At 65.3% G+C, this 23118-nt stretch carries 17 protein-coding genes; 5 read left to right on the plus strand and 12 right to left on the minus strand.

What is annotated here, in order from left to right:
• Nucleotides 1-422 precede the first annotated feature (422 nt).
• Together tyrS and QRN52_RS14420 are read right to left on the minus strand one after the other, a co-directional pair.
• Nucleotides 423-1733: a tyrosine--tRNA ligase gene (tyrS, locus tag QRN52_RS14415; protein ID WP_284753538.1), complete on the minus strand. Its 1311-nt coding sequence runs from the start codon at nt 1731-1733 to the stop codon at nt 423-425.
• Between the two features lie 44 nt (nt 1734-1777).
• Entirely contained in the window at nt 1778-4006 is a 2229-nt protein-coding gene (locus tag QRN52_RS14420) for an AAA family ATPase (RefSeq protein ID WP_284753539.1), read from the minus strand.
• A gap of 158 nt (nt 4007-4164) precedes the next feature.
• Here QRN52_RS14420 and QRN52_RS14425 point away from each other — a divergent pair, with 158 nt between their 5' ends.
• The gene (locus tag QRN52_RS14425) at nt 4165-4800 is read left to right on the plus strand and encodes a GNAT family N-acetyltransferase (RefSeq protein ID WP_284753540.1); all 636 of its coding nucleotides are present in this window, start codon (nt 4165-4167) and stop codon (nt 4798-4800) included.
• 18 nt (nt 4801-4818) lie between these two features.
• Here QRN52_RS14425 and QRN52_RS14430 read toward each other — a convergent pair whose 3' ends face one another.
• Entirely contained in the window at nt 4819-5481 is a 663-nt protein-coding gene (locus tag QRN52_RS14430) for a DNA-3-methyladenine glycosylase (RefSeq protein WP_284753541.1), read from the minus strand.
• A 95-nt stretch (nt 5482-5576) separates the two neighbouring features.
• Here QRN52_RS14430 and QRN52_RS14435 point away from each other — a divergent pair, with 95 nt between their 5' ends.
• On the plus strand, nt 5577-7142 hold the full coding sequence (locus QRN52_RS14435; protein WP_284753542.1) for an AlkA N-terminal domain-containing protein: 1566 nt from the start codon (nt 5577-5579) through the stop codon (nt 7140-7142).
• On the opposite strand, the gene QRN52_RS14440 is transcribed toward QRN52_RS14435, so the two are convergent.
• The 9 genes from QRN52_RS14440 to argC form a co-directional block, all read right to left on the minus strand.
• On the minus strand, nt 7048-7785 hold the full coding sequence (locus tag QRN52_RS14440; protein ID WP_284753544.1) for a maleylpyruvate isomerase family mycothiol-dependent enzyme: 738 nt from the start codon (nt 7783-7785) through the stop codon (nt 7048-7050). The genes QRN52_RS14435 and QRN52_RS14440 overlap by 95 nt on opposite strands.
• Nucleotides 7786-7905: 120 nt before the next feature.
• The gene (argH, locus tag QRN52_RS14445; RefSeq protein ID WP_284753545.1) at nt 7906-9393 is read right to left on the minus strand and encodes an argininosuccinate lyase; all 1488 of its coding nucleotides are present in this window, start codon (nt 9391-9393) and stop codon (nt 7906-7908) included.
• The gene (locus QRN52_RS14450; protein WP_284753547.1) at nt 9390-10595 is read right to left on the minus strand and encodes an argininosuccinate synthase; all 1206 of its coding nucleotides are present in this window, start codon (nt 10593-10595) and stop codon (nt 9390-9392) included. The genes argH and QRN52_RS14450 overlap by 4 nt, the downstream gene beginning before the upstream one ends.
• A gap of 104 nt (nt 10596-10699) precedes the next feature.
• On the minus strand, nt 10700-11236 hold the full coding sequence (locus QRN52_RS14455; protein ID WP_078105637.1) for an arginine repressor: 537 nt from the start codon (nt 11234-11236) through the stop codon (nt 10700-10702).
• Nucleotides 11236-12255, minus strand: a complete 1020-nt coding sequence (gene argF / locus QRN52_RS14460) for an ornithine carbamoyltransferase (RefSeq protein ID WP_284753548.1) — start codon at nt 12253-12255, stop codon at nt 11236-11238. Before argF ends, QRN52_RS14455 begins: the two co-directional genes overlap by 1 nt.
• Nucleotides 12252-13472 (minus strand): acetylornithine transaminase, encoded by a 1221-nt coding sequence (locus tag QRN52_RS14465; protein WP_284753549.1) that lies wholly within the window; start codon nt 13470-13472, stop codon nt 12252-12254. Before QRN52_RS14465 ends, argF begins: the two co-directional genes overlap by 4 nt.
• A 107-nt stretch (nt 13473-13579) precedes the next feature.
• A complete protein-coding gene (gene argB / locus QRN52_RS14470; protein WP_284753550.1) occupies nt 13580-14539 on the minus strand; it encodes an acetylglutamate kinase in 960 nt (319 codons plus the stop codon).
• Nucleotides 14540-14550: 11 nt separating this feature from the next.
• Nucleotides 14551-15717, minus strand: a complete 1167-nt coding sequence (gene argJ, locus QRN52_RS14475) for a bifunctional glutamate N-acetyltransferase/amino-acid acetyltransferase ArgJ (RefSeq protein ID WP_284753552.1) — start codon at nt 15715-15717, stop codon at nt 14551-14553.
• Nucleotides 15714-16745 (minus strand): N-acetyl-gamma-glutamyl-phosphate reductase, encoded by a 1032-nt coding sequence (gene argC / locus QRN52_RS14480; protein ID WP_284753553.1) that lies wholly within the window; start codon nt 16743-16745, stop codon nt 15714-15716. The genes argJ and argC overlap by 4 nt, the downstream gene beginning before the upstream one ends.
• A 188-nt stretch (nt 16746-16933) precedes the next feature.
• On the opposite strand from argC, the gene QRN52_RS14485 reads away from it, so the two are divergent.
• From QRN52_RS14485 to QRN52_RS14495, 3 genes are all read left to right on the plus strand, one after another.
• On the plus strand, nt 16934-18022 hold the full coding sequence (locus tag QRN52_RS14485; RefSeq protein ID WP_284753554.1) for a fatty acid desaturase family protein: 1089 nt from the start codon (nt 16934-16936) through the stop codon (nt 18020-18022).
• Between the two features lie 134 nt (nt 18023-18156).
• Nucleotides 18157-19122, plus strand: a complete 966-nt coding sequence (locus QRN52_RS14490; RefSeq protein WP_284753555.1) for a quinone oxidoreductase family protein — start codon at nt 18157-18159, stop codon at nt 19120-19122.
• Between the two features lie 63 nt (nt 19123-19185).
• Nucleotides 19186-23118, plus strand: a complete 3933-nt coding sequence (locus tag QRN52_RS14495; protein WP_284753556.1) for a Pls/PosA family non-ribosomal peptide synthetase — start codon at nt 19186-19188, stop codon at nt 23116-23118.

A 23118-nucleotide genomic window follows, 5' to 3' on the forward strand; every position in this document is an offset into this window, starting at 1 on the left:
ATAAATCGGTATCAACAAACTTGGCACACTATTGAGTTCTCAAACAACAGACACAATCCGATTACTTCTCGGAACAAATTCAATTGAATTCGACGTTCCGCATTTCCTCGCTGCGATGTTTCTACTTTATTTCATTCATTTCAACTTTGCAAATCCAGGATTTCTCCGGAAATTCACCCAAGCGAATCGAATTTACCCATAGAGTCGATAAATCGTCCGATTTCCAGACTTTTGGTCTAAACCGGATTATTCACATTCAATGGGATTTTGTCGCAATTTATCCGCTTCAGCGGCAGCAACTCAGAAAACGATACACGCTCCCCCGGAGCCGCGCAAGTCGGCTTCGGAGGAGCGTGCAATAGGGCGTGCAACACTCCGTCTGGCGCGCCCACACCGGAACACGCCATGGAGCTACATAAGCGTCAGACGGTCACTTCGACAGTAGCCAGGTTCTTCTTTCCACGGCGCAGCAACAGGTAACGGCCGTGAAGCAGTTCCGCCGGGTCGATGACCGCGTCGGGGTCAGTCACCTTGCTGTTGTTCACATAGGCGCCGCCCTCCCCCACGGTACGTCGAGCAGCGGACTTGCTTTCGGAAAGTCCGGACGCAACCAAGAGGTCGATGATCCCCAGGCCATCCGCGCCGATCGAGGCAGACGGCAGCTCGGCAGTTGCGGACGCCAAGGTCATTTCGTCCAGAACCGAGAGGTCGCCGTTGCCGAACAACGCAGCCGAAGCGGCGATCACTTTTTCGGTCGCGTCCACACCGTGCACCAGCGAGGTGACCTCGAAAGCGAGCCTGCGCTGGCCTTCGCGTGCGAACGGGCGCTCGGCAACAGCGGCTGCGAGTTCCTCAATCTCGGCGCGGCTAAGGAAGGTGAAAACCTTGAGGCGGTCAACGACGTCGGCATCAGCGGTGTTGACCCAGAACTGGTAGAAGGCGTAGGGGCTGCACATGTGGGCGTCGAGCCAAATGGCGTTGCCTTCGCTCTTACCGAACTTGGTGCCGTCCGAGTTGGTGATGAGGGGCGTGCCCAGGGCGTGGACAACCTTGCCGTCGACCTTGCGGATGAGCTCCGTGCCACTCGTGAGGTTGCCCCACTGGTCCGAGCCACCCGTCTGCAGCACGCAACCGTAGTCGCGGTTGAGCTGGAGGTAGTCCATGCCCTGCAGGATCTGGTAGCTGAATTCGGTGTAGCTGATGCCCTCGTCGGAACTGAGACGGGAGGCAACTGCATCCTTGCGGAGCATGGTGCCCACGCGGAAGTGCTTGCCGATTTCGCGCAGGAAATCGATGGCGCTCAGGGGCGCGGTCCAGTCAAGGTTGTTCACCATGCGTGCGGCATTGTCGCCCTCGAAGCTGAGGAAGCGTCGGACTTGGGCCTGAAGGTAGCCGACCCACTCCGAAACGGTGTCCTTGGTGTTCAAGGTGCGTTCCGCCGTCGGGCGCGGATCGCCGATCAGTCCGGTGGAGCCGCCCACCAGGCCGAGCGGCTTGTGGCCGGCCAACTGCAGACGGCGCATGAGCAGGAGCTGGACAAGGTTGCCAAGGTGCAGTGACGGAGCCGTGGGGTCGAAGCCACAGTAATACGTGATCGGGTCCCCGGCGAGCAGCTTTTCCAGTTCCGTTTCATCAGTGGAAACGTGGATAAGGCCGCGCCATTTGAGCTCTTGCCAGATATTGGCAAAGCCCGGGTCGTTGTGCTGGGACTCGAGGTTGTTTACGTGTGACACGAGTTCTAAGTTAGCAGGATTGCCGATCAGCTTGCGTACATGGCTCAGCGCTCGATACCCGCAGGCAACGGCGCCGCGGTGATGAGGCGCAACCGCTGCGTCGGACGGGTCATGGCAACGTAGAGATCGCCCACCTTGCCGTGTTCGTGGTTCAGCATGGCAGCGGGCTCAAGGACCACCACTCCATCGAACTCCAGACCCTTGGCTTCCCGGGGGCTGATGACCACGATGTCCTGGGAGTAGCTGCCCGCTCCAGTGCCTACGCGGTGGCCATAGACCCCACGGAGGGCTGCTGCAGCCCGAGGCAGGAGGGCGCCGTCGGCAATCACGGCGAGGAGGCCGCCGTCGATCGCTTCCAGTTCTTCCGGGAGGATCTCAACGAGCCGGTCCACCATCCCGGTTTCGTCCACGCGGTCCACGATGGGCGACCATTTGCCTTCGCGCACGGCCTTGGGAGCCGAGACAACCAGGCCCGCGCGGTTCGCCATGCGGACCGCCGCTTCGGCGATCTGCGAGGGGGTGCGGTAGTTGACGGTGAGTTCTTCGAGCTGCCAGCGGTCCCCGAACGACGGCGCGAGGGCACTGTGCCAGGAATTCGCACCGGCGGAGGAACTCGTCTGGGCGATGTCGCCAACGATCGTGAAGGACTTCAGGGGGCAGCGGCGGACCAAAAGGCGCCATTGCATGGGCGAGAGCTCCTGGGCTTCGTCCACCACGATGTGTCCGAACGCCCATGAACGGTCGCTCGTGGCACGTTCTGCCGCGGTCAGCCGTGTTTCGCGTTCCTGGTTCTGGTCCGCCAGCTCCTCGGCCGTCATCAACACGTCGACGCCCATGGCCTCCATGTTGACGAGGGTCTGCTTGGCGTTGGCGATGTCACGGGCACGGTCGTGCTCTTGTTGCGCCAGTCCCCTGCCGGCGGCAGGATCCAGCTCGCCGAGGAGCTCAGCGGCCTCGTCGAGCAGCGGAACATCGGCTTCTGTCCACGGGGCATCCGCGGGGCGAAGCAGCAGGGCCCGCTGCGACGGCGTGAGGTGCGGGGTGCAGGCCTCCAGGATGGCTGGCTTGCTGAAGAGCTCGGAAACGAGCTTCTCGGGAGTCATGGGCATCCAGCACAGGTTCAGGACGATCCTGACGTCGCGTGCCGAGCGGACGTCTTCGGCAAGGTAGGAACGGTCGGCATTGTTGCCGATGTTCGATTCCTCGACGATCTCCGTCAGCTGCTCGGTGAGCTCGCGCAGCAGGATCTTCACGAACGACACGCGTGCTTCGTTGTGCGGCTTGCCTGTGGCGCGTGCCCTGTCCCGGGCGCGGCGGACTTGCCGCACGGACAGCGTGAGCTTGCGGGAGTCAACCTCGAGGATGCGGTCCTCGGCGGGAGTCCGCTGCCGGTTGGCCACAGCGTTCGCAATCACGTCGGCCATGTTCAGCTTGCCCTTGAGCGCTGCGACATCGGGATCCTGTTCAGGCACGGCATGGATCCCGGGCATGAGGCGGCCAAGGCTCGCCATGACGACGCCGGTCTCGCCGAGGGAAGGCAGGACCCGCTCGATGTAGTGCATAAACGACGACGAGGGTCCAACGAGCAGCACGCCCGCGGACTTCAAGCGGTCGCGGTGGGTGTACAGCAGGTAGGCGGCGCGGTGGAGCGCCACGGCTGTCTTGCCGGTGCCTGGACCGCCTTGGACAACCAACGCACCCGACATGGACGAACGGATGATCCGGTCCTGCTCGGACTGGATGGTGCCGACGATGTCCGACATGCGGCCGGTGCGCTTGGAATTCAGGGCGGCAAGGAGTGCCCCCTCACCCTGGAGCGAGGCGTTGTCCGCCAGCATGCTGGCATCCAGGACATCGTCCTCGATCGCTTTGACTTCACGGCCCTGCAGGATCAGGTGGCGACGACGGCGGACGCCCTGCCGGTCGAAGGCGGTCGCCTGGTAGAAGTGGCCGGCTTCCGGGGCGCGCCAGTCGACCATGAGCCTCTGGAGATCCGCTGTGGACAGTCCGATGCGGCCGATGTACTGCGCCTCTCCGGTGTCCAGGTCGAGGCGCCCGAACACGAGACGGTCGTCGACGGCGTCGAGCTGAGCGAGGCGGTCCTCGTACAGTGCCGCGAACGCGTCCCTTTCGGAAACGTTCTGCATGGTGCCCACCGCTCCGGCGCGCCGGACCTGCGCCAGCTGTTGGCGCTTTTCCTCCCGCAGCTCATCCAGACGCGAGTAGAGACCGGCCACGTACTCCCGTTCGTGGATCAAATCAGCGTCGTGCATCGAAACGTTCCCCTATCGAAAAAGACGGACCGTCCATTCTACAGCGGTTTTGCTTGACGTGTGTGAAACTGCCCGCGCGCCGGTGCGTCACGCAATGTTCACCCTGCGCTAACCTCCTGGGCTTTTCAGTCCGGCCCCGGTGGTGCTTCAATGCTGCAATGCAGCACGACGTTGCCCTGACCCGACACGGCATCAGCCTGGTCCCGCTCTCCCCCGCACATGCCGGTCCGCTCTTCGATTTTGTAGACTCCGGGATGTGGTCCGGCATGGCCGCTGAGCAGCCCTTGAGCGCCGCGGAACTGGCCGAACTCTTCGCAGCCCGCCTCGAAGATCCGGCAACCATACCGTTTGCCGTGGTCGAACAGCGCACTGGTGCGCTGCTCGGAACCAGCTCCCTGTGCGAGTACAGTCCCCGCCAGCAGCGCCTGGAAATCGGCGGCACTTTTTACGGCCGCCCGTTCTGGGGCAGCCACGTCAATCCGGCAGCGAAGCAACTGCTGCTGGCCTACTCGTTCGATGTGCTGGACGTACACCGGGTTGCTTTCCGCTGCGATGCCCGCAATACGCGCAGCGCCTCGGCCATTCAGCGTCTCGGGGCCAGCTACGAGGGCACGCTGCGCGGGCACCGATTCGCCCCCGACGGCAGCCGCTGCGACACGGCGGTCTTCTCGATCCTGCGCGAGGAATGGCCCCGCGTGCGCGAGTCGTTGCTTGGCCGCCTGGCGCCCTTCGAGGTGCCCGACAACCACTGTGCGTATGTCGCCGAGCCTGCCCGGACCGAACACGCCGCCTGACGGATTCCTCCTGGGCTCCTACAAAGGCTTCTCGGCGGCGCGACTTCGGCCCGGCTTGTAGCGGGACACCGTGGCATCCCCGGAGAGCCAGAACCGCCATGGGTAGTCGGCGGAACCGCCGTCGCCCGATACTCCTACGCGGAGACCGCTCGCGACTGCCGATGGCGCTGCCGGGGTGACCGGAAGTTCGAGGCCGAAGGGCTCGGCCAGGGCATCCCGGCCGCTGTCCGCCGTGGTCAGCCCCAGGGCGGACGCTAGCCGGGCGGGCCCGCTGGCAAGATCGGTCAGCGATCTCGACGCCGGACGGCGGGACTGTGCCAGGGCTTGGCCGGCCACCACCTCGCCTGCCCGCAACAGCAGCGCGGACGCAACGCCGTCGGGACCGCAGACAATGTTGGCGCAATAGTGCATGCCGTACGTGAAATAGACGTAGAGGTGGCCTGCCGGACCGAACATGGGAGCGTTCCGGGCGGTGGGTCCACCAAAGGTATGGGATCCAGGATCGGGTTGGGCCGAGCCCCGCGGACCCAGATACGCTTCCACCTCGCTGATCCGGACGGACACCGTGCCCTCGGGTGTCCGGTGGCTCAGCACGGCGCCGAGAAGCAAGGGGGCAACGTCGCGCGGATCTCCGGAAAGGAGGCGCCGGATGGCGTCCGGGGATGCACCCTGCGTTGTCATGCCCAGACCCTAGCAAAAAACCGCCAGCTGGACCCGTCGTCGGCAATGTCCGATTTCCGCTAGGAAGTGCTTGCCGATGCTGAAAGGATGAAGTCATGGACTTTTGGCAACGCTACCGTGCCATCGATGCGCGGGATCCCCGGTTCGACGGCCAGTTCTTCACCGCCGTCCGCTCGACGGGCATCTACTGCCGGCCGTCGTGCCCGGCACGGACACCCAAGGCCGAAAACGTCACGTTCTACGAAACCTCGGCCGCGGCGCACGAGGCGGGGTACCGCGCGTGCAAACGCTGCCTTCCGGAGGCCGTTCCGGGCACGCCTGCGTGGAACCTGCGCTCGGACATCGCCGGCAGGGCCATGCGGCTCATCAACGACGGCGCGATCTCCCGGGTCGGCGTCGAAGGACTCGCCACCAGGCTGGGTTACTCCTCCCGCCAGCTCAATAGGATCCTGAGCCATGAACTCGGCGCCGGTCCCCTGTCCTTGGCGCGGGCCAGCCGGGCGCAGACCGCCAGGACGCTCCTGGTCTCCACCTCGATGAAACTCTCGGACGTGGCGTTCGCTGCCGGGTTCAACAGTGTCCGCCAGTTCAACGACACCATCAACGAAGTCTTCACCCTGACTCCCACAGCACTCCGGGCCACCGCGAAGCCCTTAGGCCATCAAGGCAAGCAGGGCGAGGCCACTTCGTTGACCCTCAAGCTCCCGTACCGGGAGCCTTTCGACGCGGGGATTTTCGATTTCCTCGCGGCCCGCGCGGTTCCCGGCGTCGAACTGGCGAGTTCAACAAGCTATACGCGAACCCTCCGCTTGCCCCGCGGCAATGCGGTGTTCACGGTGGAGTACGACGCCGGGGCGCGCGGCGGAGCGCTGACCCTGGCCGTCAGCACCTTGGATCTCCACGACCTTCCCGTCCTGTTGAGCCGGGTGCGGCGATTGTTCGATCTCGACGCCGATCCCGTGGCCGTGGACGAGGCGTTGGCCTCCGATGCCAGGCTCGGCCCATCAGTTCGCGATACGCCCGGGATCAGGGTCCCGGGGGCCGTGGATCCCCACGAACTGCTGATCCGGGCGATGATCGGCCAGCAAATCACGGTAGCCGCCGCCCGGACCGCTTTGACCCAACTTTCCGATGCTGGAACCCGCCTGCCGGAAGGGCACGCAGGGCACGCACTGGGCCTGGACCGTTTGTTTCCCACGGCAGAGGAAATCGCCCGCTCAGGCCGGGAATTGCTGAGGGGCCCGCAGCGCCGCATCGATTCCGTGCTGGCAGCGGCAACAGCAATGGCCAGCGGGGAACTCGACTTCGATTACGGCGACGACCCCCAAACGCTCGCTGACAAACTGTTGCCCCTGCCCGGCGTCGGACCGTGGACCGTGGGCTATATGGCGATGAGGGTCATCGGCGATCCGGACGTCTTCCTCGCCAACGATGCAGCGGTCCGGAACGGCCTCAAGAATCTAGCGGCCGCCGAAGGCCTGCCTGCCGACTTCCGCAACGTGAGCCCATGGCGTTCCTACGCCACGATGCATCTGTGGCGGGCGGCGGCAAGCACGCGCGTCAGCGCTAGTTCGCCGCGGGAACGCTCGATGGCCACGGGAGAAGCTCCGGCAAGTCAACACCGTCCGCGTCGGCAGAAGCCCGCAGGCTCCCTAGGGTAGGCGTCCGGCCGGCGAGCCAGGCCGCGATATCCGTGATCATGCCGTTGATGGCGACTGACTGCCGCCCCGAGCCGATGACCAGCTGCGGGAGGCCCAGGGGCTGAAGCACGAATTTCTGGTCTGCCGGCACGCGGGCAGAGAGGAAATCGAAGAGGTGCTCGCAGAATTGCCGGCTCCAGGTTTCCGGGCCGCGACCGATTCCCAGATCCGTGACGTGGATGACCAGTTCGCGCCAGAGCGCCAGGCCGCCGTCGAGCACTGTTCCATTCCGGAACCTGATCCGGGTGTTCCAGCCGGACTCCACGAGCCCGTCGAAGGCCCTCAGGGCCCGCGAGAGGGCCGCTTCGGTGGCGTCACGGTGTTCAGCGAGGCTGTGGCTCGCTGCCAGCTCAATGGCCTTCGTACGGCCCTCGTAGCCGCCGTCATAGATGTCGATGGTCTCACCGCGCGCGGCGTATTCCAGCTGCCTGGCCATGGCGTTCGAAATGCCGGCAATGTGGGCCAGTACGTGGCCGCGGGTCCACCCGGGCAGCTCGGAGGGAGCAGCAACATCGGCGTCGTCGAGTTTGGCGACAACGTCGGTGACAGTGCCGGCTGCTTTGTGGAGCTCGGCAAGAAGCGCTGAGGTAGTGATCTCGGTCATAGCGCCATAGTATCCGACAGAGTTAACGGCTGTTAACGACCATTAACTGACAACGGCCGGCATTTCGCGGCGGTGTCTTTCGAAAACACCGCCGCGAACTGCCGGCGTGGGGCCTTGTTGTCAGGCCGCGTACGTCCGTACTGCTGCGAGCTCCGCTTCGAGGGCAAGCAGTTGGCGTTCGACGGCGGCCGGGGCCGTTCCGCCCTGCGAGTTGCGGCTGTTGAGCGAGCCTTCGGTGCTGAGCACGGTGCGCACCTCGGGGGTCAAGTGCTCCGAAATGCCCGCGTACTCTTCGTCCGTCAGGTCCCACAACTCAACGCCGCGTCCTTCAGCCAGCTTCACTGCGGCACCGGAGAGCTCGTGTGCCTCCCGGAACGGCACCCCCTGGCGGACAAGCCACTCGGCGATGTCCGTGGCAAGCGCGAAGCCCTGCGGTGCCAACGATGCCATGCGCCCGGTATTGAAGGTGAGCGTTGCGATCATGCCCGAGACGGCGGGGAGCAGCACTTCCAAGGTGTCCGCGGCGTCGAAAACCGGTTCCTTGTCCTCCTGCAGGTCGCGGTTGTACGCGAGCGGCAGGCCCTTGAGCGTTGCCAACAGGCCGGCCAGGTTGCCGATGAGGCGCCCCGCCTTGCCGCGGGCGAGCTCGGCGACATCCGGGTTCTTCTTCTGCGGCATGATCGAAGACCCCGTGGAGTACGAATCATGGAGCGTGACGAAGGAGAACTCCTTGGTGGCCCACAGGATGACTTCCTCGGAGACGCGCGACAGGTCCACGCCGATCATCGAGCAGATCCACGCGAACTCGGCGAAAACGTCGCGCGAGGCAGTGCCGTCGATCGAATTGTGGACCGCTGAGAAGAACCCGAGGTCCGCGGCGACGGCCTCAGGATCCAGTCCAAGCGAGGAACCGGCCAAGGCGCCGGACCCGTACGGCGAGACGCCGGCCCGCTTGTCCCAGTCCTGGAACCGCTGCACGTCGCGCAACAGTGCCCAGGCGTGGGCAAGCAGGTGGTGGCTCAGCAGGACAGGCTGGGCATGCTGCAGGTGCGTCCGTCCAGGCATGGCGACGCCCTGGTGGGCCTTGGCCTGATCAACAAGGGCGTCGATCGTGGCGAGCACACCGCGGGCGATGATGCGGGCGTGGTCGCGCAGGAACATTCGGCCCAAGGTGGCCACCTGGTCGTTGCGCGAACGGCCTGCACGGAGCTTGCCGCCCAGGTGGGTTCCCGCGCGCTCAATGAGCCCGCGCTCGAGGGAACCGTGGACGTCCTCATCGCTCTCGGCAGGCTGGTAGGCGCCGCTCGCGACGTCGTCATCCAGCTGGGCGAGCGCGGCGAGCATGCCTTCTAGTTCGGCGTCGTCCAGCAGCCCCGCCTTGTGCAGCACGCGGGCATGCGCCTTGGAACCGGCGATGTCGTATCGGGCCAGCCGCCAATCAAAATGCGTGGACTTGCTCAGCGCGGCAAGCGCGTCCGCGGGGCCGCCGGCGAACCGGCCGCCCCACAGTGCGCCAGTGTTCGTTGCTTCCGATTTCGTCCCCGAACGCTCCCCAACCTCGCTGCGCTCGGCCGGGGACCCCGGCGTCCGTGGGCCCACCGACGTCATTTGACCGAAACCCGCAGGTCGCGGCCTGCGGCGACCTTGGAGGACATTCCCCACAGCTCGATGAAGCCCTTGGCCTGCGACTGGTCGAAGGTGTCGCCGGTGTCGTAGGTGGCGAGGTCGAAGTCGTAGAGCGAGGTGTCGGAGCGGCGTCCGTTGACGATGGCCTGGCCGCCGTGCAGGACCATGCGGATGTCGCCGGAGACGTACTTCTGGGTGTCCTCGATGAAGGCGTCCAGGGAGCGCTTGAGCGGGGAGAACCACTGGCCGTCGTAGACCAGCTCGGACCAGCGCTGGCCGACGGTGGCCTTGAAGCGGGCCTGCTCGCGCTCGATGGTGACGTCCTCGAGGTGCTTGTGGGCGGTGATGAGGGCCATCGCGCCTGGAGCTTCGTAGATTTCGCGGGACTTGATGCCCACCAGGCGGTCCTCGACGACGTCGATGCGGCCAACGCCCTGGGCACCGGCGCGGCGGTTCAGCTCCTGGATGACCTGGAGCGGAGTGCGCTTGACGCCGTCGATGGCCACCGGCACGCCGGCTTCGAAGGTGATGGTGACTTCGTCCGGTGCCGGCGGGAATTCCGGGGTGGCCGTGTAGTCGTAGATGTCCTTGGTGGGAGCGTTCCAGATGTCCTCGAGGTAACCGGTTTCGACGGCGCGTCCCCAGACGTTCTGGTCGATCGAGTACGGGTTCTTCTTGGTGGTCTCGATCGGCAGTCCCTTTTCCTCGGCGAAGGCAATGGCCTTGTCGCGGGTCAGGGCGAGGTCGCGGACAGGTGCGATGCACTTCAGGTCCGGGCCCAGGGTCTGGATGCCGACCTCGAAGCGGACCTGGTCGTTGCCCTTGCCCGTGCAACCGTGCGCAACGGTGGTGGCACCGAATTCGCGGGCGGCCTTGACGAGGTGCTTGACGATCACGGGGCGCGAGATCGCCGAAACCAGCGGGTAGTGGCCCTGGTAGAGGGCGTTGGCCTTCAGCGTGGGCATCGCGTATTCGTTCGCGAATTCGTCGCGGGCGTCGGCCACGTAGGCCTCGACGGCGCCGCAGCCGAGGGCGCGCTGGCGGATGGTCTCCAGCGACTCGCCGCCCTGTCCGACGTCGACCGCCACGGCGATGACCTCGGCACCGGTGGCTTCACCGATCCAGCCGATGGCTACGGAAGTATCGAGGCCACCGGAGTAGGCCAGAACAATGCGCTCAGTCACGAGAGTGCTCCTTTGTTGTTGCTTGGTTCTTTTGAGTCAAATGCTTGGGTCGGGCCGAAGGCCCGGGTGGAATAGTGCCGGAATGGTTCAGTTGCCGGCCTGGACTAGTTTCCCGGTCCGGCTTCCTGGGCCAGCTGGAGGAATCGGGCCGCCAGTTCGGCCCCGCCGTCGGGGTCCCTGGCAACCAAAAGCAAGGTGTCGTCGCCTGCGATCGTACCCAATACAGACGGCATCACCGAGTGGTCGATGGCCAGGGCGAGGAAGTTGGCGGCACCGGGCGGCGTCCGCAGCACCACGATATTGCCCGAAGCCTCGGCGGTGACCAGCAGTTCGCCGCACAGTCGAGACAGGCGCGCGTCCAGGATTTCCTGGGTGACGCCGCTTTTTGCATTGCGGTCGCCACCCTCGCCGGGAACCGCGTAGACAAGGGCACCGTCCTTGCCGCGCACGCGAACCGCCCCAAGTTCCACGAGGTCCCTGGAGAGGGTCGCCTGGGTGACTTGTACGCCGTCGTCCGCCAACAAAGCGGCCAACTCCGCCTGCGAGCGCACCGACTGACCCGTCAGGATCGCGGTGATCCGCGCTTGCCGGGCAGTCTTGGTGGCGGGGCTGGCGCCTTGCGACGCAGGATGGGTGGACACTAGAACGTGCTCTCGCCAGCGCTTTTTCCGGGAGAAGCGGTGCCCCCAACGGGGGAAAGACCGTCGACGAACGCGAGTCCCGACTTGTGCATCAGCCAGGCCATGAGCGCCTTCTGGGCGTGCAAGCGGTTCTCGGCTTCGTCCCACACGATGGACTGGGGCCCGTCGATAACACCTGCGGAGATTTCATAGCCCCGGTAGGCGGGCAGGCAGTGGAGCACGACGGCGTCCGGTGCGGCGTGCGCCATGGCGGCCTCGTCCACGGAGTACTCGCGGAAGAGTTGCATCCGGGCTTCTTTTTCGGCTTCCTGGCCCATGGACACCCACGTGTCGGTGGCGACGACGTCGGCGCCGCGGAGGGCTTCCGTGGCGTCGGTGGTGATGAGCACGGAACCGCCGGTCTCGGCAGCGCGCTCTTCCGCTGCCGCCACGATGTCGGCCGCTGGCAAGTAGCCTTGCGGACCCGAAATCCTGACGTGCATGCCCGCCGTGACACCGGCCAAGAGATAGGAGTTGGCCATGTTGTTCGCGGCGTCGCCCAGGTAGGCCATGGTGAGGCCCTTGAGTTCGCCCTTGTGCTCCTTGACCGCGAGGAGGTCCGCCAGCAACTGGCAGGGGTGGTAGTCATCGCACAGGGCGTTGATGACGGGAACCTTCGAGTTTTCGGCCATGGCTACGAGACCGGAGTGCGCCGAGGTGCGCCACACGATGGTGGAGACCATGCGTTCGAGGACCTTTGCGGTGTCCTCAACGGATTCCTTGTGGCCGATCTGCGCCTCGCCCGGATTGATGATGAGCGCGTTGCCGCCCATGTCGGCGATGCCGGTGGCGAAGGAGACACGGGTACGGGTGGAGGTCTTGTCGAAGATGACGGCGACGGTCTTACGACCGTTGCCGTCAGCTGCGAACGGTTGGACGCTGTACGGGGCGGCCTTCATTCGCACGGCGAGATCGAGCACTTCGGCTTGCTCGGCCGGTGTGAGGTCCGTGTCCTTGAGGAAGTGACGGGTGGTGTTCACTGTGCGTCCTTAGCGGTTTGGGCTGCCGCCGCCTTGATGATGCCGGGCAGCGCGTCGAGGAAACGGTCGGCTTGCTCGGTGGTCAGGATGAGCGGCGGAGCCAGCCGGATGGTGTGCGGGCCGGGGCTGTTGATGATGAACCCTGCATCGAGCGCAGCAGTCACCATGGCGGGCGCGATGTCGGCGTCAAGGTCGAAACCGATCAGGAGGCCTTCGCCCCGCACTTCGGTGACGGCGTCGACGTCGGACAGACCGGCCCGCAGCCGCGCGCCGACGGTGCGCACGTTCTCCAGCACACCCTGGCTTTCGATGGCATGCAGGGTGGCGAGGGCTGCAGCCGTGGCTACCGGGTTCCCGCCGAACGTGGTGCCGTGCTGACCGGCTGTCAGGAGCGACGACGTCGGCTCCCCGAAGGTGATGAGCGCGCCGACCGGGAAGCCGCCGCCCAGGCCCTTCGCGAGGGTCACGGCGTCGGGGACGATGCCGGCGTCTTCGCAGGCCAACCATTTTCCTGTGCGGCCGATGCCGGTCTGGACCTCATCCAGGATCAGCAGCGCGCCTACCTTGCTGGTGGCTTCGCGGGCGGCCCGCAGGTACTCGACGCTGAGCGGGCGGACGCCCGCTTCGCCTTGGATGGGCTCAAGGAACACGGCCGCTGTGCTTTCGTCGACGGCGGCACGGAGCGCCTCGATGTCGCCGAACGGAATGTGGACGACGCCGCCGGGCAACGGCTCGAAGGGAGCCCTGTAGGCTTCCTTGGCGGTCAAGGCCAGGGCACCCATCGTGCGGCCATGGAAGGCGCCTTCGAGGGCAATGATCTTGGTGCGCTTGCCAGAACTGTTGCGCCGCGCCAGCTTGAACGCGGCCTCGTTGGCCTCGGTGCCCGAGTTGGCGAAGAACACCTTGGAGCCGGCAGGGGCCTTGGTGATGGCCAGCAGCTTCTCGGCGAGCGCGATCTGCGTGGGGCTCGTGAAGAAATTGGAAACATGGCCCAGGGTGGCCAGTTGGCTGGCGATGACCGACGTGACGAACGGATGGGCATGGCCCAGGGCGTTCACGGCAATCCCACCCAGGAGGTCCAGGTATTCCTTGCCGTCGGCGTCCCACACAAGGGCCCCCGCACCACGGACCAGGACCCGCTGCGGGGTGCCGAAGACGCCCATGAGCGAAGAAGAATAGCGGGCAAGCCAGTCGGCTCCACTACTTACCCCAGTCATGACGGAAGCTTTGGTGCTCGATCCGGCGATAGGGGCCCGGGTGTGGTCGGGCACCGCGAAGCGGGCGGGGCCCCTATCGCCGGTCGAGCGAGAACCAACAGTTTCGTTCATGCGTTCACTTCCTCATCAGGGACAACCTGGGTTCCGATGCCCGCGGTCGTAAAGGTTTCCAGGAGCATGGAGTGCGGCAGGCGGCCATCCACGATGTGTGCCTGCTCCACTCCTTCATCGATGGCCTTCAGGCAGGCGGCCATTTTCGGGATCATGCCGGACTCCAGGCGCGGCAGCATCTCCCGCAACTCGGTCGCCGTAAGCGAGGAGATGAGCGAGGACTTGTCCGGCCAGTTGGCGTAGAGGCCCTCGACGTCGGTCAGGATGACGAGCTTGGATGCGCCTAGTGCTGAGGCGACCGCCGCTGCGGCGGTGTCTGCGTTGACGTTGAGGACCTGGCCTGTGGTGGAGCCCGTGCCGTCGCCTTCGTCAAGGATCTCGGGGGCGACCGTGGAAATCACCGGGATGCGGCCGGCTGCGAGGATGTCCTCGATACCCGTGGGATCGACTCCCACTACTTCGCCCACCAAGCCGAGGTCCACTTCTTCGCCGTCCACCACGGTGCCGGTGCGCACGGCACGCAGAAGTCCGCCGTCCTCCCCCGACATGCCGACGGCGTAAGGCCCGTGGGAGTTGATGAGGCCTACGAGTTCGCGGCCCACTTGTCCGGTGAGCACCATGCGGACCACGTCCATGGCCTCGGGGGTGGTGACGCGCAGTCCGCCCTTGAATTCGGATTCAATGCCGAGCCGGCCCAGCATCGAGTTGATCTGCGGGCCGCCCCCGTGCACCACGACAGGGTGGATACCCACGTGGTGGAGGAAGACGACGTCCTCCGCGAAGGCACGTCGGAGTTCCTCGTTGACCATGGCATTGCCGCCGTACTTGATCACCATGGTGGTGCCGGCGAAGCGCTGGATCCACGGCAGCGCCTCGATGAGGGTCGCGGCCTTGTCCTGGGCTGTTTTTGCCGAATCGGCGCCGATCGACGTATTTTCGCGGGTGTGCGCAGTCATGGTCATCCCATCTAGCTTGAGTAGGCGCTGTTCTCATGCACGTACTCGTGCGTGAGGTCGTTGGTCCAAATGGTGGCCTCGGCGTCGCCGGCCTGCAGGTCGATTTCCACGAGCACCTCGCGGGGTTCAAGGTCCACGAGGTTGCGATCGTCACCGATGCTGCCGTTACGGCAGATCTGGATACCGTTCATGGAGACGTTGAGCTGGTCCGGCTCGAAGATCGCGTCCGTGGTGCCCACCGAGGACAGGACGCGGCCCCAATTGGGGTCCTTGCCGAAGATGGCGGTCTTGAAGAGGTTGGAGCGGGCCACGGAACGGCTCACGATTTCGGCGTCGCGCTCGCTCGCCGCATTGAACGTGCGGATGGCGATATCGTGACTGGCGCCTTCGGCGTCACCGATCAGCTTGCGGGCAAGCTCGGCGCACACCTGGGTGATTCCGGCGCCGAGCTGCTCGGCGGACGGGATGGCCTCGGAGGCTCCGGAGGCCAGCAGGACGACGGTGTCGTTGGTGGACATACAGCCGTCCGAGTCCGTGCGGTCGAAGGTGACGCGCGTGGCGTCGCGGAGCACGACGTCGAGCTCTTCCGCCGGGACCTGGGCATCAGTGGTGAGCACCACCAGCATGGTTGCGAGGCCAGGAGCCAGCATGCCGGCGCCTTTAGCGATGCCACCTACCGTGAACGTGTTGCCCTCGGCATCGGTGCCCGTGAAGACTGCTTCCTTCGCCACGCTGTCCGTGGTCATGATCGCCGTAGCGGCCGCCGGACCGCCGTTCTCCGAAAGCTCCGCGTACGCCGCGTCGATGCCCGGGATGATCTTGTCCATGGGCAGTTGCTCACCGATCAGTCCGGTGGAGCAGACCACGACGTCGGAGGCAGAGATCCCTAGGACAGCCGCCACTTTTTCGGCGGTTGCGTGAGTATTTTGGAATCCCTGCGGACCGGTGCAGGCGTTGGCCCCACCGGAATTCAGCACCACTGCGTCAACGCGCCCGTCGGAGAGAACCTGGCGGGACCAGTGCACGGGAGCCGCGGCGACGCGGTTGGAAGTGAAAACGGCCGCTGCGGCTTTGAGCGGGCCGTCGTTGACAACCAGGGCGAGGTCGGGATTGCCCGATGCTTTGATGCCTGCTTTGACGCCGGCGGCCCGGAATCCCTGGGGGGCGGTGATGGTCACGGGGCAACTCCTTGGACGTTGAGGCCGGCGGATTCGTCCAGGCCGAGGGCAATATTCATGGACTGCACAGCGCCGCCGGCGGTCCCTTTGGTCAGGTTATCGATGGCGCACGTGACAATCACACGGCCGGAATGCTCGTCGAAGGCCAACTGCAGGACGGCGTGGTTGGAACCCTGCACCGATTTGGTTGTGGGCCATTGGCCTTCGGGCAACAGGTGGACGAACGGTTCGTCGTCGTACGCTTCAGTCCAGGCAGTGCGGAGTTCGGCAGCCGTGACGCCGGCCTTGACCTTGGCTGTTGCCGTGCTCAGGATGCCGCGGCTCATGGGCGCGAGAGTGGGAGTAAAGGACACAGTGACGGGTTCACCGGCCGCATTGGAAAGTCCTTGTTCGATCTCGGGGGTGTGGCGGTGTCCGCCGCCCACGCCATAGGGACTCATGGAGCCCATGACCTCTGAACCAATGAGGTTCACTTTGGCCGCCTTGCCGGCGCCGGACGTGCCGGAGGCGGAAACTATCACCACGTCGTCGGGCTGGAGAAGCTTGTTGGCGAAGCCGGGCGTGAGGGCGAGGAGGGCCGACGTCGGGTAGCAGCCGGGCACGGCAATCCGTTTCGCCCCCTTCAGGGCGTCGCGCTGGCCGGGGAGTTCCGGCAGCCCGTAGGGCCAGGTTCCGGCATGGGCCGAGCCATAGAACTTTTCCCAAGCCGCGGGGTCTTCGAGCCGATGGTCCGCGCCGGCGTCGATCACCAGCGTGCCTTCCGGCAGCTGCGCCGCGATCTCAGCCGAGGCTCCGTGCGGGAGCGCGAGGAACACGACGTCGTGGCCCGCGAGGTTCTCCACGCTGGTGTCCTCGAGAATCCGGCTGGCCAAACCATGGAGATGCGGCTGCAACTCCCCTAGTCTGGAACCGGCATTGCTGTGCGCAGTGATGGCACCAATGGTCACGTCCGGATGGCCTGCCAGGAGGCGCAGCACCTCTCCCCCGGCATAGCCGCTGGCACCGGAGACGGCAACAGAAATAGTCATGGCAAGACTATACAGCAAAACTATTCATAGTTGCCGATATTTATGCACGGCCTTTTTTGGACCCTATCGGAGCATCTCGTCTCGGCACAGCCTCTTAGGGAGCGTATGCTGAATAGAGGGTGATCTAGACCGTGCAGCCGATCGTCGGCTGCAGCGTTGCCCGTTAATGTGTTACGGGGCAACTGCATATGTCACAGACCTCCACTACGGAACGTCCTACCAAGGGCGTCCGGCCACCCAACGCCGTCGTGCTCAGCTATTCCGAACTCCTCAAGACGGTCCGCGCGGAAGGGTTATTGAAGCGCCGCGTCGGCTTCTACATCAGCGTTTTTGCTTCCCTGGTCCTCTTGCTGACCGGCACCTGGTTCGGCTTCGCGCTGATCGGCCCCAGCTGGTACCAGCTTCTCATCGCGGCGGCCCTGGGCATCCTTTGCACCCAGTTGAGCTTCCTGGCCCATGAGGCCGGCCACCGCCAGATTTTTGCCTCGCGCAGGGCCAATGACTGGTCCGCCCGCATCCTGGCCACGTCGGTTGCCGGCATCAGTTACTCCTGGTGGGAACAGAAGCACGGCGCACACCACAACAACCCGAACGTGATTTCCAAGGACCCGGACATCAAGACCGGAGCCCTGGCCTTCCATGTTGAAGCCGCCGCAGGCAGGCAGGGACGCTTCGCGTTCCTCACGCGCCGGCAAGGCTGGTTCTTCTTCCCGCTCCTCATGCTGCTGGGCATCAGCCTGCAGTGGGAGTCGTTGATGTACATCTGCCGGCCCGGAGCCATCAAGCACCGCTGGGTAGAGACGCCCATCCTCCTGGCACGGCTTCTCGCGCTGCCGGTCCTCGCCTTCACCTTCCTTCCGCTTGGGATGGCATTTGCCTTCCTGGGCGTCCAGATCATGGTGTTCGGCTTCTACATGGGTGCTTCCTTCGCCCCGAACCACAAGGGCATGCCGGTCCTCCCGGCAGACTCCCGCGTCGATTTCCTGCGTCGCCAGATCCTGACAGCCAGAAACATCTCCGGCGGCCCTTTCATGAACATCCTCCTGGGCGGCCTCAACCACCAGGCGGAGCACCACTTGTTCCCGGACATGGCCCGCCCGCACTTGCGCCGCGCCTCGGAGATCGTTCGAAGCTACTGCGAAAAGCACTCCATTCCCTACACCGAAACCACGTTGATGCAGTCGTACGCCATCGTTGTGCGGTACCTCAACGAGGTAGGACTCGCCGCGGGCCGCGGCTTTGACTGCCCCGTTGCCTCCGCGCACGGCAGGGGCTGACACGCCCGGAAGACCCAGGGCACATTACGGCGAACCACGGCGCTAAACCGCTGACTGGACACTCGACGGACTCCGCTCCCTAGGATGGTTGTGTGAATGCGGGCACGAAAGTGCCTCGACGGAGAAGGAGACACATGACGCAAGCGATCATTGCCCGGCTAGCCGGAGGACCCGAAGTCCTCGAACTCACCGAAGCAGAGGTTCCGGTTCCGGGCCCGCGACAGCTCCTCGTCAAAGTTGCAGCCGCCGGAGTGAACTTCATCGACACTTATCAGCGCAGTGGCATCTACAAGGTCGAGTATCCGTTCACCCCCGGCTCCGAGTCGGCAGGCACCGTGGAGGCCATCGGCGCAGGCGTCGAGGACTTCGCCGTCGGGGACAGGGTCGCTACCGCTGAAGGAGCCCGCAGCTACGCGGGGTACACCCTCGTAGACGCCGACAAGGCGCTTCCGGTGCCGGACGGCGTCGACGACCACACAGCGGCGGCCCTGCCGCTGCAGGGAATGACCGCGCACTACCTGATCAACTCTTCCTTCCGCGTGGAACCGGGCCAGACCGTCCTGACCCATGCCGGCGCTGGCGGCGTCGGACTCATCCTGACGCAGTTGCTCAAGGCCCGGGGCGCCCGCGTCATCACCACGGTGTCCTCGGACGAGAAGGAAGCACTTGCACGGGAAGCCGGCTCGGACGAAGTCCTGCGCTACACCGGATTTGCGGACAAGGTCCGCGAACTCACCGACGGCGAAGGCGTCAACGTGGTGTACGACGGCGTCGGCAAGGATACCTTTGACGGCTCCCTTGCGAGCCTGCGCATCCGCGGCTCGCTCGTCCTGTTCGGCGCAGCATCCGGACCGGTGCCGCCGTTTGACCCCCAGCGACTGAACGCGGGCGGATCGTTGTCCCTGACCCGCCCGACCCTTGGCCACTTCCTGCAGAACCCGCAAGAGCGGCGCTGGCGTTCGGCCGAGGTCTTCGGTGCTGCCGCCAGCGGCGCGCTCAAAGTCCGGATTGGCGGAACGTACCCGCTCGCCGAAGCCGCCCAGGCCCATCGCGACTTGGAAGGCCGCAAAACCACGGGCAAGCTACTCTTAGTCCCATAATCGAAGCAACGGCCACGCGACCGCTGACACCTTCTGTTCACCTCAATCCGAGAAGCTTCGAACGTGACCCAGGAACATGAAATCCCGGCGGACAGCCTGGAACTCCAAACGGCGCATCTGCCCCAGCTGCAAGGCTCAGCAGCAGCGCCGCCAGCGCGCACGCTCATTGAGCTCCTCGAGGACACGGCCCGGACATTCCCGGAGGCCTCTGCCCTCGATGACGGGCAAAAGTCGCTGAGTTACTCCGAGCTCATGGCCCAGGTGCGCGGTTTTGCGGCCACGCTCAACGCAGCCGGACTGGGACCCGGAGACAAGATCGGCGTGCGGGTTCCCTCCGGGTCCAACGATCTCTACATTGCCATCCTCGCAATCCTCTCGATCGCGGCCGCCTATGTGCCCGTCGACGCGGACGATCCCGAGGAACGGGCACGGCTGGTTTTCGGAGAAGCCAAAGTGTCTGCCGTCGTCACAAAGGGCCGCAGGATCGAGGTATCCGGGGAGCGCCCAACACCGCACCCGGCTCCGCGTGCCCCAGGGCTGGATGACGATTCCTGGGTCATCTTCACCTCGGGGTCCACGGGCACGCCCAAGGGCGTGGCCGTGCAGCACCGTTCGTCCGCAGCCTTTGTTGACGCCGAGGCTCGGATCTTCCTCCAGGAAGATCCGATTGGACCGCAGGACCGGGTGCTCGCCGGCCTTTCAGTGGCCTTCGACGCTTCTTGCGAAGAGATGTGGCTGGCGTGGCGGCACGGTGCCTGCCTCGTCCCGGCCCCGCGCGCTCTGGTGCGTTCTGGCATGGACCTTGGGCCCTGGCTGATCAACCACGGCATCACAGTGGTGTCCACCGTTCCCACGCTCGCGGCGCTATGGCCCGCGGAAGCCCTCGAGAACGTGCGCCTGCTCATTTTCGGCGGCGAAGCCTGCCCTCCCGAACTCGCCGAGCGCCTCGCAGTGGACGGCCGCGAAGTGTGGAACACCTATGGCCCCACCGAGGCTACCGTCGTGGCCTGCGCGGCTCCCCTGGGCGGGGACGGCCCTGTCCGGATCGGACTGCCGCTGGACGGCTGGGACCTCGCCGTCGTCGATGCCGCCGGGGCTCCGGTCGCGGAAGGCGAAACAGGCGAACTGATCATCGGCGGCGTCGGACTGGCCCGCTACCTCGATCCGGCCAAAGACGCCGAAAAGTACGCCCCCATGCCATCCCTGGGGTGGGAACGTGCCTACCGCTCCGGCGACTTGGTCCGCTACGAGGAAGCCGGCCTCATCTTCCAGGGCCGCGCGGATGAACAGGTCAAGCTTGGTGGCCGGCGCATCGAACTCGGCGAAATCGACGCCGCCCTGCAGGCCCTCCCGGGAGTCGCGGGCGCCGCCGCCGCGGTCCGCACGACGGCGGCCGGGAACCAGATACTGGTCGGTTACCTGGCTCCGGCCGGACCCGAGGACATCGACCTCGCAGCTTCCCGCGGCTTGCTCACGGAAAGCCTTCCCGCTGCTTTGATCCCCCTGCTGACTGTCGTGGACTCGCTTCCGACGAAGACCAGCGGCAAAGTGGACCGGCATTCCCTTCCCTGGCCGTTGGCGGGCGCGGGCGCCGCGGATGCCGACAAGGCACCACTCAACCTGCCCGAGGACGCCCACTGGGTGGTCGAGCAATGGGAAAGGATCCTAGGTTCCAGCGTCACATCGCTCAACGCCGACTTCTTCGCCTATGGCGGCGGCTCCCTCGCCGCGGCCCAGCTCGTCTCGGCCCTGCGCGTGCGGTACCCCACCATCACCGTGGCGGAAATCTACGCGACCCCGCGAGTTGGTGCCCTGATCGATGCCGCGCGGCAGTCACTGCCGGAAGGCGGCATCCTGGGGCCGGCATCCGAACGCACGGTTCGCCCGACCTCCCGGAAATCGCAGATCTTCCAGACCTTGATGGGGATTTTCCTCAACATCCTGGTGGGCATGCGATGGCTCACCTACCTGATGGCCGCCAATCATGTGCTGGCCGACTTCGCCGGTTTCGCAGCCGCTCCCGTGGTGTCCTGGTGGTGGATCCTAGCATCCTGGCTCGTGTTCGTCAGCCCGCCGGGACGCATGGCCATCTCGATCCTTGCCGCGAGGACCCTCTTGCGTGGAGTCCGGCCCGGAACCTACCCGCGCTCCGGCAAAGTCCACTTGAAGTTGTGGCTTGCGGAACAGATCCAGGACCTCTCGGGAGCCATCAGCCTCGCCAGCGCGCCGTGGGTTCCGTACTATGCCAAGGCACTGGGGGCGCAGATCGGGAACAACGTCCATTTGCATTCCCTGCCTCCCGTCACGGGACTGCTTTCATTGGGCAGCGGCTGCAACATCGAACCCGAAGTGGATCTCTCCGCCTGGTGGATCGACGGCGACTACGTCCACATCGGCTCCATCCATGTAGGCGCCGGCGCCACAGTGGGCTCCCGCAGCACCCTCATGCCAGGAACCAGTATCGGCGCGGGCGCACGCGTGGAGCCCGGTTCCGCGGTGTTGGGCAAGGTCAAGGCCGGGCACCTTGTTGCCGGCTCCCCCGCCGAACGCCGTGGCAAAGCCAAGAACGGGTGGCCGGAGACCCCGTCGTCGCACCATCTGATCGGCCGGCTCTGGTTCGCGGCATTTGCTTCGGCTTCAGCACTGTTGGCGCTGATCCCCTACGTCTCGGCATTCGTCGGCGCTAGCGTGGTCCTGGCCTTCATCCAAGGCAAGAATTCCCTGCAGGATGCCTTCCCGGAAATCCTGCTTGCTATACCTCCGGCAGCACTGGCCTGGTTCCTCTGTAATCTCCTGCTGATCCTGGCGACAACCCGGATGCTGGGCATCGGTCTCGCCGAGGGGTACTACCGCGTTCGCAGCCGCGTCGGTTGGCAGGTTTGGGCCACTGAACGGGTCTTGGACATGGCGCGGGATCTGCTCTTCCCCATCTACGCCAGCCTCTTCACGCCTGTGTGGCTGCGCCTGCTGGGCGCCAAAGTAGGCCGTAACGTGGAGGCCTCCACGGTCCTGCTGCTACCACGCATGACGACCATCGGCGACGGTGCATTCCTCGCCGACGACACCATGGTGGCCTCCTATGAGCTCGGCGGCGGCTGGATGAAGATCGGACCGGCCAAGATCGGCAAACGATCGTTCCTCGGCAACTCCGGCATGACCGCCGCAGGGCGCAGCGTGCCCAAGAATTCGCTGGTCGCCGTGCTGTCCGCCACGCCGGCCAAGGCCAAATCGGGCACCTCCTGGCTGGGCAGTCCGCCCGTCCGGCTGCGCCGGACCGCCGTCAACGCAGATCAGAGCCTGACCTTCAACCCGCCACTGGCACTCAAGACCAAACGGGCACTTTGGGAATTGTGCCGGCTGGTGCCGGTCATCCTGACGGTGGGGATCGCCGTCGGCATCATGCTGGTCCTCGACTGGATCGCCACTGAGACCACCTACTGGCTCGCAGCCGTCCTGGGGGGCGTCGTGGTCCTCGCGGCAGGTGCCGTGGCTGCGGCAAGTTCAGTCGCCGCGAAATGGATATTGGTAGGACGCATCAAAGAGGGCGAGCATCCCCTGTGGAGCTCGTTCATCTGGCGCAACGAAGTGGTGGACACCTTCATCGAGATGGTCAGCGCTCCGTGGTTCGCACGTTCGGCATCCGGTACGCCTGCGTTGGTGTGGTGGCTCCGGGCGCTCGGCGCGAAAATCGGCCGGGGTACCTGGTGCGAAAGCTACTGGCTACCCGAAGCGGACCTCGTCACGCTTGGCGAAAGCTCCACGGTCAACCGTGGCTGCGTGGTCCAGACACACCTCTTCCACGACCGCATCATGAGCATAGACACCGTGGTCCTCGGAGATGGCGCCACGATGGGCCCGCACGGCGTCATCCTGCCGCGCGCCAGTATCGGGGCGGGCGGAACGGTTGGACCGGCGTCGCTCGTCATGCGGGGCGAAACTGTGCCCGCGGGCACGTACTGGATGGGCAACCCCGTCAGCCCTTGGTCGGGGCCGTAG

It is taken from the genome of Arthrobacter sp. efr-133-R2A-120 (genome assembly GCF_030209835.1).
Taxonomy (GTDB): Bacteria; Actinomycetota; Actinomycetes; order Actinomycetales; family Micrococcaceae; genus Arthrobacter.

What these genes read in the sequence shown, in the direction of transcription:
- argC (WP_284753553.1), bottom strand. Translation starts at nt 16,745, where the DNA reads ATGACTATTTCTGTTGCCGTCTCCGGTGCCAGCGGCTATGCCGGGGGA.
- QRN52_RS14425 (WP_284753540.1), top strand. Translation starts at nt 4,165, where the DNA reads ATGCAGCACGACGTTGCCCTGACCCGACACGGCATCAGCCTGGTCCCG.
- QRN52_RS14430 (WP_284753541.1), bottom strand. Translation starts at nt 5,481, where the DNA reads ATGACAACGCAGGGTGCATCCCCGGACGCCATCCGGCGCCTCCTTTCC.
- argB (WP_284753550.1), bottom strand. Translation starts at nt 14,539, where the DNA reads ATGACTGCGCACACCCGCGAAAATACGTCGATCGGCGCCGATTCGGCA.
- argH (WP_284753545.1), bottom strand. Translation starts at nt 9,393, where the DNA reads ATGACGTCGGTGGGCCCACGGACGCCGGGGTCCCCGGCCGAGCGCAGC.
- QRN52_RS14440 (WP_284753544.1), bottom strand. Translation starts at nt 7,785, where the DNA reads ATGACCGAGATCACTACCTCAGCGCTTCTTGCCGAGCTCCACAAAGCA.
- QRN52_RS14435 (WP_284753542.1), top strand. Translation starts at nt 5,577, where the DNA reads ATGGACTTTTGGCAACGCTACCGTGCCATCGATGCGCGGGATCCCCGG.
- QRN52_RS14465 (WP_284753549.1), bottom strand. Translation starts at nt 13,472, where the DNA reads ATGACTGGGGTAAGTAGTGGAGCCGACTGGCTTGCCCGCTATTCTTCT.
- QRN52_RS14490 (WP_284753555.1), top strand. Translation starts at nt 18,157, where the DNA reads ATGACGCAAGCGATCATTGCCCGGCTAGCCGGAGGACCCGAAGTCCTC.
- QRN52_RS14420 (WP_284753539.1), bottom strand. Translation starts at nt 4,006, where the DNA reads ATGCACGACGCTGATTTGATCCACGAACGGGAGTACGTGGCCGGTCTC.
- QRN52_RS14485 (WP_284753554.1), top strand. Translation starts at nt 16,934, where the DNA reads ATGTCACAGACCTCCACTACGGAACGTCCTACCAAGGGCGTCCGGCCA.